Genomic DNA, 13,958 nt, shown 5'->3' on the forward strand with positions numbered 1-13,958 from the left:
TGAAGCGGGCCTAGCTTCCTCCCATGGCCTTCACCGAGAAACTGCTGACGGTGCCACCACCCATCGAGGTGGCCGGCCGGCGCATCAAGCGGTACCACGTCACCGCCGACCCGGCGGGCATCGCGCCCGACGTGGAGAAGGCGGCGTACGCGATGCTGCCCCAGCTGCTCCCGGAGCCGGACAGCACCCCGCCGGCGACCTTCGTCGTACTGCACCGGGGCGGCGACGACGGCGCCTATCTGAACGCGTACAGCTGGGTGTGGGACAACGTCCTGCACTTCCGGGGCGCCTCGGCGGGCCAGCCGGTGCTGGGCTGCCCGGACCGCGACCCCACCCACTTCATCGCCCCCGACCTGCCCTGGATCGGCTGCGTCTGGGAGCTGCCGCCGATCCTGCACGAACGCGACGCCTGGGTACGGCACATGCTCGCGCCCGACGTCCCCGACCTCGACGCCTACCTCGCCGACTCCCTCCCCGAGGGCACGACTGGAGACCGCACATGAGCACCGCGCACGACTTCGACTTCTTCCACGGCGAGTGGGACGTCGCCCACCGCCGTCGCACCGACTTCCTGGACGCCGACAGCGGCTGGGAGGAGTTCGGGGCCACCAGCCGCTGCTGGAGCCTGTTCGACGGGGCCGCGAACATCGACGAGATGCCCGTGAACGTGCAGGGCTGGACGGGGCTGACGCTGCGGCTCTTCGACCGGGAGAGCGAACTGTGGTCGCTGAACTGGTCGTCCAGCCGCAGCGGGAAGCTGTTCCCCCCGGTGATCGGCCGATTCGCGGGCGAGCGGGGCGAGTTCTACGGCGATGACACTCACGACGGCAAGGACGTGCGCGTGCGCTTCGTGTGGTCCGGGATCTCCGCCACCACGGCCCGCTGGGAGCAGGCGTTCTCGGTGGACGGGGAGAGGACGTGGCTGACCAACTGGGTCATGGACTTCACCCGGCGACCGGCTTCCGGAACGCCCTCAGCGTGAACTCCGGGTCGGGGCGCGGGACTTCCTGATCGGGCAGCTCTTCGAGGCGCACCGCGAAGTGCTCGGTCAGGGGCTCGCCCGGGGGGAGCTGGGTGTACCAGCCACGGCGCAGGTCCGCCGCCGTGCCACGGGGGCTGCGGCCCTGGCCGTACCCCCGGAACCGGGCCTGCCCCGCCGGGCTCAGTCCGTGCTCGACGGCATACGTCTCGACACGGTCGGCCCGGTCCTGGGCCGGGCGGCGCGGGCGTGGCACGAGGACGGCGTCGATGTCGCTGCCGACGTCGTGGGCGGCGGCCTTGTCGACGGTGGTCACGTACACCCCGCCGGGGCGCAGCACCCGCGCGCACTCGGCGACGACGGCCCGGACGTCGTCGGGCCCGTCCACGAGATGGAGCAGCCACACGCTGGTGACGGCGTCGAACTCCCCGTCGGCGAACGGCAGTCGGCGGCTATCGGCGAGGAGCACGGCACCCGGTATCCGGGCCGCGGCCCGGCGCGCCATGCCGTATGCGGCGTCGGCGCCCACCACGCGCAGTCCGGGCCGTCCCGCCGCGAGCCGACGGGTGACGATCCCCGTGCCGCACGCCACGTCGAGCAGACTTTGTGTCTCCTGGGGCACCAGGCTCAGCACCGCGTCCGCGGCCGCGGCGGCCCGGGGCTCACCGCCGCGCGTCACGTCGTAGGCGTCGGCTTCCTTGTCGTAGTCGAGCATGCGGCTCAGCCGGCGCCGTGCCCTGGTGCCAGTTCCTCCACCCGGCGGGCCAGCTCGAAGTCGCGCTCGGTGATGCCGCCGACGGTGTGAGTGTTCACCGTCAGGGCGATCGTGTTGTAGCCGAGGGTGAGGTCGGAGTGGTGGTCGAGCTCTTCCTGCACCTGGGCGATGTGCACGACCATCGCGGTCGCCGCGAAGTGGGAGTCGAGGCGGTAGGAACGGGCGATCCGATCCCCGTCCATCGACCAGCCCGGCAGCTCCGCCAGCCGGTCCTCGATCTCCTTCTGCGACAGTGGTTGCAGCGGCATGACCTCGTCCTCTCCCACGGTTCACACGGCTCACACAACGGGGACGCGTCTCACACTGCCACAATCCCCCGATGTCGGCGCTGTACGCCCTCGGGGGCCGGTCACTCCTGGAAGAACCCGTTGCCCGGCTGCCGTCCGCGCCGAGCGACTACGGTCGTCGTATGAGCACTGTCGCTTCCGAGGCCGCCACGCTCCCAACAGCCCCTCCCGGCAAGGGGGTCGGCCCGCTGCTGCGCGGCTGGCGCGAGCAGCGTCGGGTCAGCCAGCTGGAGCTGGCCCTGCGCGCCGGTTCGTCCGCCCGTCACATCAGCTTCGTCGAGACGGGCCGCTCCCGCCCGAGCGAGGAGATGGTGCTGCGCCTGGCCGAGCACCTCGACGTGCCGGTCCGCGAACGCAACGCGCTGCTCCTGGCGGCCGGTTACGCGCCGCACTACCCGGAGACCCCGCTCGACGACCCGGCGATGGACGCGCTCCGCCAGGGCATGGAGCGCCTGATCCAGGGCTACGAGCCCTATCCGGCGCTCGTGGTGGACGCCATGTACAACGTGCTCGCCGCCAACCGGGGCATCACCATGCTGCTGGAGGGCGTTCCCGAGTCCCTGCTCGTACCGCCGCTGAACGCGATGCGTCTCACGCTGCACCCGCAGGGCATGGCTCCGCGGATCCGCAACCACCGCGAGTGGCGCCACCATCTGCTCGCCCAGATGGAACGGCAGATCGCCCTCCACCGGTCCGAGCCGCTGCGCGCGCTGTACGAGGAGGTGGCGGCCTATCCCTTCCCGGAGCAGGACCCGGACGACGGGGATCTCGGCGAGCCGGTGCCGTACTTCGCGCTGCCGATGCAGGTCGAGCACGACGGACGGGTGCTGTCCTTCATCTCGTCGATCTCCACGTTCAACACACCCATGGACGTGACGGTCGCCGAGCTGGCCATCGAGACGTTCCTCCCGGCCGACCCGGCGACGGTCAAGTACCTTCAGGGGCTGGTTTCCTGATTCCCCTCGGTCACTCGCCCTCGACCCCCTGAGCGTTTCGCCGGAACATGTCACACTGCTCGGGGACTTCGGCGCGTGGGGAGGCGTGGCGTGAGTGAGCGGCGTGCCGCGCCCACCGTGGGGCAGGTGGTGCTCGGGAAGCGGCTGCAGGAGTTGCGGGAGGCCGCCGGGCTGAGCCGGGACGAGGCGGCACGGGTGCTGCGCGTGGCCTCGGCGACCGTGCGGCGGATGGAGACGGCCGAGGTCGCGCTCAAGATCCCGTACGTGCAGGTGCTGTTGACGACGTACGGCGTATGCGACGACGACGCGTCGGCGTTCGTGGCGCTGGCCGAGGAGGCGAACCGGCCCGGCTGGTGGCAGCGCTTCCACGAGGTGCTGCCGGACTGGTTCAGCATGCACGTCAGCCTGGAGGGTGCGGCCCGGATGATCCGGTCGTACGAGCCGCACTTCGTGCCCGGGCTGCTGCAGACCGAGGAGTACGCGCGGGCGGTCCTGGAGGCCGGGACGGTCGGGCAGTCGGGCCCCGAGGCCATCGAGGGGCATGTGTCGCTGCGGTTGGCCCGGCAGAAGCTGCTCTCGCGCGAGCATCCGCCGCATCTGTGGGTGGTGATGGACGAGACGGTGCTCAGACGTCCGGTGAGCATCCGCGGCGAGGTCATGCGCGACCAGCTGGACCGGCTGCTGGAGGCCGCCGAGAGCGACCATGTCACGCTCCAGGTCGCCGAGTACGCGCAGGGCCCGCACCCGGGGACGTACGCGCCCTTCTGTCTCTTCCGCTTCGCGGAGCCCGAGCTGCCCGACATGGTCGTCAGCGAGTACCTGACCGGCGCGCTCTACCTCGACTCGCGTGCCGAGGTGGCCATGCACCTGGAGGTGCTCGACCACATGACGGCCCGTGCGGCGTCCGCGCAGGAAACGAAGAAGATCCTCCGGAAGTACCGCGAGGACTGCCACGTCTAGGAGCATGTGCATGACCGAACGGGAAGCAGCGCCCAGCATCGACACCAGTCGGCCCCACCCTGCCCGGGTCTACGACTGGTGGCTGGGCGGCAAGGACAACTATCCGATCGACGAGGAGCTCGCCCGGAAGATCCTCGCCGTGGACGGCAGCGTGCTGCGCGGGGCGCGCGCCAACCGCCGGTTCATGCACCGGTCCGTGCGCGCGGTCGCCGAGGCCGGGATCCGCCAGTTCCTGGACATCGGCACGGGCATCCCCACCGAGCCCAACCTGCACCAGGTGGCGCAGGACGTCGCGCCCGAGTCCAAGGTCGTGTACGCGGACAACGACCCGATCGTCCTGCGGCACGCCCAGGCGCTGCTGCAGGGCTCCGCCGAGGGCCGCACCGACTATGTGCACGCCGACGTCCGCGACCCCGACACCATCCTGCGGCTGGCCGGCGAGTCCCTGGACTTCGCCGAGCCGGTCGCCCTGTCGCTGGTGGCGCTGACCCACTACCTCGACGACAGCGCGTACGACCTGCTGCGGAAGTACGTCGAGGTGCTCGCGCCGGGCAGCTACCTGATCCTGTCGCAGGTCACCGCGGACCTCAGCCCAGAGGCCATCGAGAAGGCGGCCGAGAACTTCCGGCGCAGCGGTACGCCCTTCTACCCCCGGTCGATCACGGAGTTCACACACTTCTTCGACGGCCTGGAGCTGCTCGGTCCCGGCGTCATCCCCGTCTTCGGCTGGCGGCCGGAGCCGGAGGACGTGGCGGCCCAGCTGGAGGGCATCGTGCCCGTGTACGCGGGCGTGGCCCGCAAGGCCTGACCCGGACGGGTGCCGTGAACGGGTGCGCTCCCGCGCCCGCCCCTAGGTTCGATCTACGGGCAAGCAAGGGAGCGCACCGTGGCCGACACCCCGGCACCCCCCACCGAGCCGGGCGCGGCGCTGCTGCGTGCCGGGAGGTTCTTCCGGCCCGGCACGCCGGCGTCCGACCTGCACAGCATCGGCCTGACCGGCGGCCGCGAGGCGGACGCGTTCTACCGGGACCGCTGGAGTCACGACAAGGTCGTGAACTCCACGCACGGCGTGAACTGCACGGGCTCGTGCCGCTGGAAGGTGTACGTCAAGGACGGCATCATCACCTGGGAGACGCAAGCGACGGACTACCCGTCGGTGGGCCCCGACCGCCCCGAGTACGAGCCGCGCGGCTGCCCGCGCGGGGCGGCCTTCTCCTGGTACACGTACTCGCCGACGCGGGTGCGCTACCCGTACATCAGGGGCGTGCTCCTGGAGATGTACCGGGAGGCCCGGGGCCGGCTGGGCGACCCGGTGCTCGCCTGGGCCGACCTGCAGGGCGACCCCGAACGGCGCCGCCGTTACCAGCAGGCGCGCGGCAAGGGCGGCCTGGTGCGCGCGACCTGGGACGAGGCGGTCGAGATCGTCGCGGCGGCGCACGTCCACACCATCAAGACGTACGGCCCCGACCGGATCGCCGGGTTCTCCCCCATCCCGGCGATGTCGATGGTGTCGCATGCCGCCGGGGCGCGCTTCCACTCGCTCATCGGCGCCCCGATGCTCTCCTTCTACGACTGGTACGCGGACCTTCCCGTCGCCTCGCCGCAGGTCTTCGGCGACCAGACCGACGTGCCGGAGTCGGGCGACTGGTGGGACGCCGCGTATCTGATGATGTGGGGCTCGAACGTCCCGGTGACCCGGACGCCGGACGCGCACTGGATGGCCGAGGCGCGCTACCGCGGCCAGAAGGTCGTGGTCGTCGCCCCCGACTACGCGGACAACGCCAAGTTCGCCGACGAATGGCTGCATCCGCACCCGGGCACGGACGGCGCGCTCGCCCTCGCGATGGGGCATGTGATCCTCAAGGAGTTCTTCGTCGACCGCGAGACGCCGTTCTTCGCGGACTACGTACGGAAGTTCACCGATCTGCCGTTCCTGGTGACCCTGACCGAACGGGACGGCGCGTACGTCCCGTCGAAGTTCCTGCGCGCCTCCGACCTCGGCCAGGGCGGCGAGGGCGCGGACTGGAAGACGGTCGTGCTGGACTCCGTGACCGGCCGCGCGGTCGTCCCGAACGGCTCACTGGGCTTTCGCTGGACCGAGTCGGGCAAGGGGAAGTGGAACCTCGAACTCGGCGATGTGCGACCGCAGTTGAGCCTGTACGGCAGCACGGTCGCCGCCGGGGTCGAGGTGCTGCTGCCCCGCTTCGACACCGAGGGCGGGGAGCACGGGCAGGGGCGCGGGGACGTCGTCCGCCGGGGCGTTCCGGCGACGCGGCTGGGCGGGGCGGACGGACCCCTCGTGACGACGGTCTTCGATCTGCTGCTCGCGCAGTACGGGGTGGGGCGCGGCGGGCTGCCCGGGCAGTGGCCCGCCTCCTACGACGACGCCGAGACGCCCGGCACGCCCGCCTGGCAGGAGGTGCACACCTCCGTGCCCGCCGCCAAGTGCACCAAGATCGCACGGGAGTTCGCGCGGACGGCGGAGAAGTCGCAGGGCCGCTGCATGATCCTGATGGGCGCCGGGACCAACCACTGGTTCCACTCCGAGACGATCTACCGGGCGTTCCTGGCGCTGCTCCAGCTCACCGGCTGCCAGGGCCGCAACGGCGGCGGCTGGGCGCACTACGTCGGGCAGGAGAAGTGCCGCCCGGTCACCGGCTGGGCGACCCTCGCGGGCGCGGGCGACTGGAGCCGTCCGCCGCGGCAGATGATCGGCGCCGCGTACTGGTTCCTCAACACCGACCAGTGGCGCTACGACCGGTTCGCCGCCGATGTGCTGGCCTCACCGCTGGGCGAGGGCCGCTTCGCGGGCATGACCGGCGCGGACTGCCTGGCCCTGTCGGCGCGTACGGGGTGGATGCCGTCGTATCCGACGTTCGACCGCAATCCCCTGCACCTGGGCGAGGTGTTCGGCGACCCCGTCGCCAATGTGGTGGCCGAACTCCGGGCCGGGACGCTGAAGTTCGCCTGCGAGGACCCGGACGCCCCGGAGAACTGGCCACGGGTGCTGACCCTGTGGCGGGCCAACCTGCTCGGCTCCTCGGCGAAGGGCGCGGAGTACTTCACCAAGCACCTCCTCGGCACCCACTCGTCGCTGCGCGCCGAGGAGGCGGAGCCCGAGGTCCGCCCGCGCGATGTGACCTGGCGGGAAGAGGCACCCGAGGGCAAGCTCGACCTGCTGCTCTCGCTGGACTTCCGGCAGACCTCCTCGACGCTGCTGTCGGACGTCGTACTGCCGGCCGCCACCTGGTACGAGAAGCACGACCTGTCGACCACGGACATGCACCCCTACGTGCACTCCTTCACTCCGGCCGTGGATCCGCCGTGGCAGGCGCGCACCGACTTCGACACCTTCAAGGCGCTGGCGGAGCGGCTGAGCGAACTCGCCGTCGACCACCTCGGCGTCCGCAAGGACGTCGTCGCCACGGCCCTCCAGCACGACACCCCGGGCGAGACGGCGCAGCCCGGCGGGGTCGTCCTGGACTGGAAGCGGGGCGACTGCGATCCCGTGCCCGGCAGGACGCTGCCGAACCTGACGGTGGTGGAGCGGGACTACACGGCGATCGGGGCGAAGTTCTCGGCGCTCGGTCCGCTGGTGGAGCAACTGGGCCTGCCCGCCAAGGGAATCGCGCTGAGGCCGGACGAGGAGGTCGAGCACCTCAAGGAGCGCAACGGCACGGTGCACGGCGGGCCCGCCGACGGACGCCCGGCGCTCGACACCGCCGTGAAGGCCGCGAACACCATCCTCGCACTGTCGGGCACCACCAACGGGCGCCTGGCGACGCAGGGGTTCCGCACCCTGGAGGTGCGCACCGGGCAGGAGATGGCGCAGCTGGCCGCCGAGCACGAGGGCAAGCTGATCACGTACGCGGACACGCAGGCCGCGCCGGTCCCGGTGATCACCTCGCCGGAGTGGTCGGGCAGCGAGTCGGGCGGGCGCCGCTACACCGCGTTCACGCTCAACACCGAGCACCTCAAGCCCTGGCACACGCTCACCGGGCGCCAGCACTTCTTCCTGGACCACGACTGGATCCATGAACTGGGCGAGGCGCTGCCCGTCTACCGGCCGCCGCTCGACATGAACCGGCTCTTCGGCGAACCGCGCCTCGGCCCGGACGGCCAACAGGAAGTGACGGTCCGTTACCTCACTCCGCACAACAAGTGGTCCATCCACTCCGAGTACCAGGACAACCTGTTCATGCTGTCGCTCTCCCGCGGCGGGCAGAACATCTGGATGTCGCCCAAGGACGCGGACGCGATCGGAGTGAAGGACAACGACTGGATCGAGGCGGTCAACCGCAACGGTGTGGTGGTCGCTCGGGCGGTCGTCTCGCACCGGATGCCCGCGGGCACGGTCTACATGCACCACGCCCAGGAGCGCACGGTGAACGTCCCGAAGACGGAGACCACCGGAATGCGCGGCGGCATCCACAACTCGCTGACCCGGCTGATCCTCAAACCGTCCCATCTCATCGGCGGCTACGCCCAGTTGTCGTGGGCGTTCAACTACCTGGGCCCGACGGGCAACCAGCGCGACGAGGTGACGGTCATCCGCCACCGCTCGCAGGAGGTGGAGTACTGATGCGCCCGATGGCCCAGATCGCCATGGTCATGAACCTCGACAAGTGCATCGGCTGCCATACCTGTTCGGTGACCTGCAAGCAGGCGTGGACCAACCGCGGCGGCATGGAGTACGTCTGGTTCAACAACGTCGAGACGCGGCCCGGGCAGGGTTATCCGCGCCGCTACGAGGACCAGGAGAAGTGGCGCGGCGGCTGGGAGCTGAACAAGCGGGGCGCGCTCCGGCTCAAGGCGGGCGGCCGCTTCCACAAGCTCGCCGGGATCTTCTCCAACCCCAGACTGCCGGAGATCCAAGGACTACTACGAGCCCTGGACGTACGACTACAAGAACCTCACCGACGCCCCGCTCGGCGACGACTTCCCGGTGGCGCGGCCCGTCTCGCAGCTCACCGGCAAACCCATGAAGATCGAGTGGTCCTCGAACTGGGACGACAACCTGGCGGGCGCCCCCGAGCACGGCGACCTCGACCCCATGGTCGAGAAGACCCGCAGGCAGGCCGCCGACAAGGTGAAGTTCGCGTTCGAGCAGACCTTCATGTTCTATCTGCCGCGGATCTGCGAGCACTGCCTGAACCCGGCGTGCGTGGCGTCCTGTCCGTCCGGCGCGATGTACAAGCGGGCCGAGGACGGCATCGTGCTGGTCGACCAGGACCAGTGCCGGGGCTGGCGGATGTGCGTCACCGGATGCCCGTACAAGAAGGTCTACTTCAACCACCGCACCGGCAAGGCCGAGAAGTGCACGCTCTGCTATCCGCGCCTGGAGGTGGGCCTGCCCACCGTCTGCTCGGAGACCTGCGTGGGGCGGCTGCGCTACCTCGGTGTCATCCTCTACGACGCCGACAAGGTGGCCGCGGCGGCGGCCACACCCGGCGAACAGGACCTGTACGAGGCGCAGTTGGGGGTCTTTCTCGACCCCGAGGACCCCGCCGTGCGGCAGGCCGCCGAGGAGGCGGGGATCCCGCAGGACTGGATGGAAGCGGCGCGCCGCTCCCCCGTGCACGCGCTGATCAGCAAGTACAAGGTGGCGCTGCCGCTGCATCCCGAGTACCGCACGATGCCGATGGTCTGGTACATCCCGCCGCTGTCACCGGTGGTCGACGCGCTGACGGAGACCGGCTTCGACGGTGAGGACGCGGAGAACCTGTTCGGCGCGATCGACACCCTGCGCATTCCGCTGGAGTACCTGGCGGAGCTGTTCACGGCCGGCGACGTCGAACCGGTGCGCGCCTGTCTCACCAAGCTCGCCGCGATGCGCTCCCACATGCGGGCGATCAACCTCGGCGACCAGCCCGACACGGCGATCGCCACCTCGGTCGGCATGAAGAGCGAGGAGATCGAGGCGATGTACCGGCTGCTGGCCATCGCCAAGTACGAGGACCGGTACGTGATTCCGACGGCCGCCGTCGGCGACGCCAAGCGCCTGGAGGAGTCGGCTCTGCCCGACGAGTGCAGCCTCGACCACGCGGGCGGGCCCGGCATGGGCGGCGACGGGCCGTTCGGCCAGGACTCGGGACCGGCGGCGGGGCGCAGACAACTGCCGCTGGTGTCCATCGAGAACTTCCACGCACTGCGGGACCGCCAGACGAAGGAGAACGGCTGATGCGCACCGACGTCCTCTTCCAGGCCGCCGCACACTGCCTCGCCTACCCGGACGAGGAGTTCCGCGCCCGCCTGCCCCTGCTGCGCGGGGCCGCCCCGGAACTGCGGGAGTTCCTCGACCACGCGGCCGTGCAGCAGCCCTCGGACCTCGCCGCGCACTACGTCCAGGTCTTCGACTTCAAGAACCGGCACAGCCTCTATCTGAGCTGGTGGAGCGATGGCGACACCCGGCGCCGCGGCATGGCGCTGGTCCGCTTCAAGGAGGTGTACCGGGCGCACGGCCTGGAGTTCACCGGCGAGGAACTGCCGGACTTCCTGCCCGCGGTCCTGGAGTTCTGCGCCCGGACCGGCGACCACGGTCTCCTCCTGGAGCACCGCGGCGGCCTCGAACTGCTGCGGCTCGCGCTGAGGGACTTCAAGACGCCGTACGCCGGTGTCGTGGAAGCCGTGTGCGCGGCGCTGCCCGGCCCCTCCCCGAGGGACCGCGCCGAGGCACTGGCGCTCGCCCGCAGCGGCCCGCCCCGCGAGGACGTGGGCCTCGAACCCTTCGCCCTGACGGGAGACCGGCCGTGAACACACTGCTGTGGGGCGCCCTGCCGTACGTCGCCTGCGCCCTGCTCGTCGCGGGCCTCGTCTGGCGCCATCGCTACGACAGGTTCGGCTGGACCACCCGCTCCTCGCAGGTCTACGAGTCGAAGCTGCTGAACATCGCCTCGCCGGCCTTCCACTACGGCATCCTCTTCGTGCTCGTCGGCCATCTGGTCGGCCTGTTCATCCCCCAGTCGTGGACCGATTCGCTGGGCGTGAAGGAGCACACGTACCACCTGTTCTCGCTCTACGGCGGCACGGCGGCAGGAGTCCTCACCGTGCTCGGCATCCTGCTGCTGGTCTACCGCAGGCGCACCAACTCGCCGGTGTTCCGGGCGACCACGGTCAATGACAAGCTCATGTACGTGGTGCTGGTCGGCGCCATCGTGATGGGCATGGTCGCCAAGCTCACGCACGCCTCCGGCGACGGCTACAACTACCGCGAGACCATTGCCCCTTGGGCCCGCAGCCTGTTCCGGCTCCATCCGCAGACGGAGCTGATGGACGGCGTGCCCGTGCTGTACCAGGTGCACGCGGTGATCGGCATGGCGCTGATCGCGCTGGTGCCGTACACCCGGCTGGTGCACATGTTCAGCGCGCCGGTGCAGTACCTCTTCCGGCCGTACGTCGTGTACCGCAGCCGCGACCCGAAGCAGCTCGGGCCGCGGCCGGAGCGGCGGGGCTGGGAGAAGACGGAGGTGTGAGCCGGGGAGCCCCCGGGCCCCGGGGAACTCTCAGGCCGCGCCGCCCTTCCGGTCCTTGTCCTCGTCGACGATCTCGGCGTCCACGACACCCTCCTCCTCGCCCGGCGCCTGCTCGGTGGGCGTCTCGTGCGGGGGTGCGTCCTGCGGGGGTGCGTCCTGCGGGGGCGTCTGCTGGGCCTGGGCGTACATCGCCTGGCCCATCTGCTGGCTGACGGCGAGCAGTTTGTCGATGCCGGTGCGCAAAGCGGGCGTCTCGGCATTCTGCTCCAGGAGCGTCTTCAGCTCGGCGACGGCCGACTCGACCTCGCCCTTCGTCTCCTGCGGAACCTTGTCGGCGTTCTCCCGGACGAACTTCTCGGTCTGGTAGACGAGTTGCTCGGCCTGGTTGCGGGTCTCGGCGGCCTCCCGGCGCTTTCGGTCCTCGTCGGCGTACTGCTCGGCCTCCCGCATCATCCGGTCGATGTCGTCCTTGGGCAGCGCCGAGCCGCCCGTGACGGTCATCTTCTGCTCACGCCCGGTGGCGAGGTCCTTCGCCGAGACGTGCATGATCCCGTTGGCGTCGATGTCGAAGGCGACCTCGATCTGCGGCACCCCGCGCGGCGCGGGCGGCAGCCCGGTGAGGTCGAAGACGCCGAGCTTCTTGTTGTAGGCGGCGATCTCGCGTTCGCCCTGGTAGACCTGGATGCCGACCGACGGCTGGTTGTCGGTGGCGGTCGTGAAGATCTCCGAACGCCGGGTCGGGATCGTGGTGTTGCGCTCGATGAGCTTCGTCATGATGCCGCCCTTGGTCTCGATGCCCAGGGACAGCGGGGTGACGTCGAGCAGCAGGACGTCCTTCACGTCGCCGCGGATGACGCCCGCCTGGAGGGCCGCTCCGAGGGCGACGACCTCGTCCGGGTTGACGCCCTTGTGCGGGTCCTTGCCGGTGAGTTCCTTCACCAGCTCGGTGACGGCGGGCATCCGGGTCGAGCCGCCGACCAGAATCACATGGTCGATGTCCGAGAGCTTCACGCCCGCGTCCTTGACGGCCTGCTGGAAGGGGGTCTTGCAGCGGTCGAGCAAGTCGCCCGTCAGCTCCTGGAACTGAGCGCGCGTCAGCTTCTCGTCGAGGTGCAGCGGACCCTCGGCGGTGGCGGTGATGTAGGGCAGGTTGACGGTGGTCTCGGAGGAGCTGGACAGCTCGATCTTCGCCTTCTCGGCGCCCTCGCGCAGCCGCTGCACCGCCATCTTGTCGCCCGCGAGGTCGATGCCGTACGAGCCCTTGAAGCCCTTCACCAGGTGGTCGACGATCCGCTGGTCCCAGTCGTCGCCGCCGAGTCGGGTGTCGCCGTTGGTGGCCTTGACCTCGATGACGCCGTCGCCGATCTCCAGGAGCGAGACGTCGAAGGTGCCGCCGCCCAGGTCGAAGACGAGGACGGTCTGCTCCTCGCCGCGGTCGAGGCCGTAGGCGAGGGCGGCCGCCGTCGGCTCGTTGATGATCCGCAGCACCTTCAGCCCGGCGATGTCGCCGGCCTCCTTGGTGGCCTGGCGCTGGGCGTCGTCGAAGTAGGCGGGCACGGTGATCACGGCGTCCGTGACGTCCTCGCCGAGATACGCCTCCGCGTCCCGCTTCAGCTTCTGCAGCACCCGCGCCGACAGTTCCTGCGCGCGGTAGCGGGTGCCGTCGACGGAGCCCTGGTCGGGGAAGCGCCAGTGCCCGTCACCCATGTGGCGCTTCACGGAGCGCGCGGTGCGCTCGACGTTCGTCACGGCCTGCCGTTTGGCGACCTCACCGACCAGGACCTCGCCGTTCTTGGCGAAGGCGACCACGGAGGGCGTGGTGCGCGCGCCTTCGGCGTTGGCGACGACGGTGGGTTCACCGCCTTCCAGGACGGCCACCACCGAGTTCGTGGTCCCGAGATCGATCCCTACCGCACGCGCCATGTCCGTCCCCTTCCGCCAGGGCTCTTCCCGCTGTCCAGCACAAAACTTGAGTGCGTGCTTGTCAATGGGGCGAGTGCCCCGGGCGGGCCGGAACATGACGATGCCGCGCCCCTTGTGACAGGGCGCGGCATCCGATCGCGTACGGGCGTCAGGCCAGTTCGGCCGTGAGCGTGATCGTCGTGCCCGTGAGCGCCTGGCTGACCGGGCAGTTCTTCTTGGCGTCCTCGGCGGCCGCCTGGAAGCCGGCCGCGTCCAGACCCGGGACCTCGCCGCGCACGGTGAGGTGGATGCCGGTGATGCCCTCACCGGGCTGGAAGGTGACGTCGGCCTTCGTCTCCAGCCTGGTCGGCGGGTTTCCCGCGCCGGTCAGGCCGTGCGACAGCGCCATGGAGAAGCAGCTGGAGTGGGCACCCGCGATCAGCTCCTCGGGGCTGGTCTTGCCGTTCGCCGCCTCGGCGCGCGAGGGCCACGAGACCGGCTGCGACGCGATGCCGGAGGAGTCGAAGGTGACGGTGCCGCTGCCCTTGAGGAGCTCGCCTTCCCAGACCGTGTGTGCAGTGCGCGTGGTAGCCACGATGAATCCCTTCGGTGTGAGCCCGTTGACCG

12 protein-coding genes and 1 pseudogene are annotated in these 13,958 nt (G+C 70.3%); 9 read left to right on the top strand and 4 right to left on the bottom strand.

Annotation, left to right across the window (positions count from 1 at the left end; all coding sequences use genetic code 11):
• Positions 1-23 precede the first annotated feature (23 nt).
• The gene (locus AB5J56_RS09560) at positions 24-503 is read left to right on the top strand and encodes a hypothetical protein (protein WP_369231983.1); all 480 of its coding nucleotides are present in this window, start codon (positions 24-26) and stop codon (positions 501-503) included.
• Positions 500-982, top strand: a complete 483-nt coding sequence (locus AB5J56_RS09565; RefSeq protein WP_369231984.1) for a hypothetical protein — start codon at positions 500-502, stop codon at positions 980-982. The genes AB5J56_RS09560 and AB5J56_RS09565 overlap by 4 nt, the downstream gene beginning before the upstream one ends.
• On the opposite strand, the gene AB5J56_RS09570 is transcribed toward AB5J56_RS09565, so the two are convergent.
• Together AB5J56_RS09570 and AB5J56_RS09575 are read right to left on the bottom strand one after the other, a co-directional pair.
• The gene (locus AB5J56_RS09570; RefSeq protein WP_369231986.1) at positions 945-1,694 is read right to left on the bottom strand and encodes a class I SAM-dependent methyltransferase; all 750 of its coding nucleotides are present in this window, start codon (positions 1,692-1,694) and stop codon (positions 945-947) included. The genes AB5J56_RS09565 and AB5J56_RS09570 overlap by 38 nt on opposite strands.
• 5 nt (positions 1,695-1,699) lie before the next feature.
• Positions 1,700-2,002: a 4a-hydroxytetrahydrobiopterin dehydratase gene (locus tag AB5J56_RS09575; RefSeq protein ID WP_369231988.1), complete on the bottom strand. Its 303-nt coding sequence runs from the start codon at positions 2,000-2,002 to the stop codon at positions 1,700-1,702.
• Between the two features lie 161 nt (positions 2,003-2,163).
• Here AB5J56_RS09575 and AB5J56_RS09580 point away from each other — a divergent pair, with 161 nt between their 5' ends.
• The 7 genes and pseudogenes from AB5J56_RS09580 (at position 2,164) to narI (ending at position 11,429) form a co-directional block, all read left to right on the top strand.
• Positions 2,164-2,997, top strand: a complete 834-nt coding sequence (locus AB5J56_RS09580; RefSeq protein ID WP_369231990.1) for a helix-turn-helix domain-containing protein — start codon at positions 2,164-2,166, stop codon at positions 2,995-2,997.
• Positions 2,998-3,087: 90 nt separating this feature from the next.
• Positions 3,088-3,957: a helix-turn-helix domain-containing protein gene (locus tag AB5J56_RS09585; RefSeq protein ID WP_369231992.1), complete on the top strand. Its 870-nt coding sequence runs from the start codon at positions 3,088-3,090 to the stop codon at positions 3,955-3,957.
• Positions 3,958-3,967: 10 nt separating this feature from the next.
• Complete coding sequence (locus AB5J56_RS09590; protein ID WP_369231994.1) at positions 3,968-4,765, top strand: SAM-dependent methyltransferase; 798 nt, start codon at positions 3,968-3,970, stop codon at positions 4,763-4,765.
• 78 nt (positions 4,766-4,843) lie between these two features.
• Positions 4,844-8,539, top strand: a complete 3,696-nt coding sequence (locus AB5J56_RS09595; RefSeq protein WP_369231996.1) for a nitrate reductase subunit alpha — start codon at positions 4,844-4,846, stop codon at positions 8,537-8,539.
• Positions 8,539-10,138, top strand: a pseudogene (narH, locus tag AB5J56_RS09600) (nitrate reductase subunit beta). The gene AB5J56_RS09595 and the pseudogene narH overlap by 1 nt, the downstream one beginning before the upstream one ends.
• Positions 10,138-10,710: a nitrate reductase molybdenum cofactor assembly chaperone gene (gene narJ, locus AB5J56_RS09605; protein ID WP_369231998.1), complete on the top strand. Its 573-nt coding sequence runs from the start codon at positions 10,138-10,140 to the stop codon at positions 10,708-10,710. The pseudogene narH and the gene narJ overlap by 1 nt, the downstream one beginning before the upstream one ends.
• The gene (gene narI, locus AB5J56_RS09610) at positions 10,707-11,429 is read left to right on the top strand and encodes a respiratory nitrate reductase subunit gamma (RefSeq protein ID WP_369232000.1); all 723 of its coding nucleotides are present in this window, start codon (positions 10,707-10,709) and stop codon (positions 11,427-11,429) included. Before narJ ends, narI begins: the two co-directional genes overlap by 4 nt.
• Positions 11,430-11,459: 30 nt before the next feature.
• Here narI and dnaK read toward each other — a convergent pair whose 3' ends face one another.
• Together dnaK and AB5J56_RS09620 are read right to left on the bottom strand one after the other, a co-directional pair.
• Positions 11,460-13,352 carry a molecular chaperone DnaK gene (gene dnaK / locus AB5J56_RS09615; RefSeq protein WP_369232001.1) on the bottom strand — a complete coding sequence of 631 codons (1,893 nt, stop codon included), beginning with the start codon at positions 13,350-13,352 and terminating at the stop codon, positions 11,460-11,462.
• Positions 13,353-13,500: 148 nt separating this feature from the next.
• Entirely contained in the window at positions 13,501-13,926 is a 426-nt protein-coding gene (locus AB5J56_RS09620) for an OsmC family protein (RefSeq protein WP_369232003.1), read from the bottom strand.
• Positions 13,927-13,958 lie beyond the last annotated feature (32 nt).

It is taken from the genome of Streptomyces sp. R21 (assembly GCF_041051975.1).
Taxonomy (GTDB): domain Bacteria; phylum Actinomycetota; class Actinomycetes; order Streptomycetales; family Streptomycetaceae; genus Streptomyces.

Excerpts from the sequence above, each read along its gene's own strand:
- AB5J56_RS09560 (WP_369231983.1), top strand. The coding sequence starts at position 24 with ATGGCCTTCACCGAGAAACTGCTGACGGTGCCACCACCCATCGAGGTG.
- AB5J56_RS09580 (WP_369231990.1), top strand. The coding sequence starts at position 2,164 with ATGAGCACTGTCGCTTCCGAGGCCGCCACGCTCCCAACAGCCCCTCCC.
- dnaK (WP_369232001.1), bottom strand. The coding sequence starts at position 13,352 with ATGGCGCGTGCGGTAGGGATCGATCTCGGGACCACGAACTCGGTGGTG.
- AB5J56_RS09590 (WP_369231994.1), top strand. The coding sequence starts at position 3,968 with ATGACCGAACGGGAAGCAGCGCCCAGCATCGACACCAGTCGGCCCCAC.
- narJ (WP_369231998.1), top strand. The coding sequence starts at position 10,138 with ATGCGCACCGACGTCCTCTTCCAGGCCGCCGCACACTGCCTCGCCTAC.
- AB5J56_RS09575 (WP_369231988.1), bottom strand. The coding sequence starts at position 2,002 with ATGCCGCTGCAACCACTGTCGCAGAAGGAGATCGAGGACCGGCTGGCG.
- AB5J56_RS09570 (WP_369231986.1), bottom strand. The coding sequence starts at position 1,694 with ATGCTCGACTACGACAAGGAAGCCGACGCCTACGACGTGACGCGCGGC.
- AB5J56_RS09565 (WP_369231984.1), top strand. The coding sequence starts at position 500 with ATGAGCACCGCGCACGACTTCGACTTCTTCCACGGCGAGTGGGACGTC.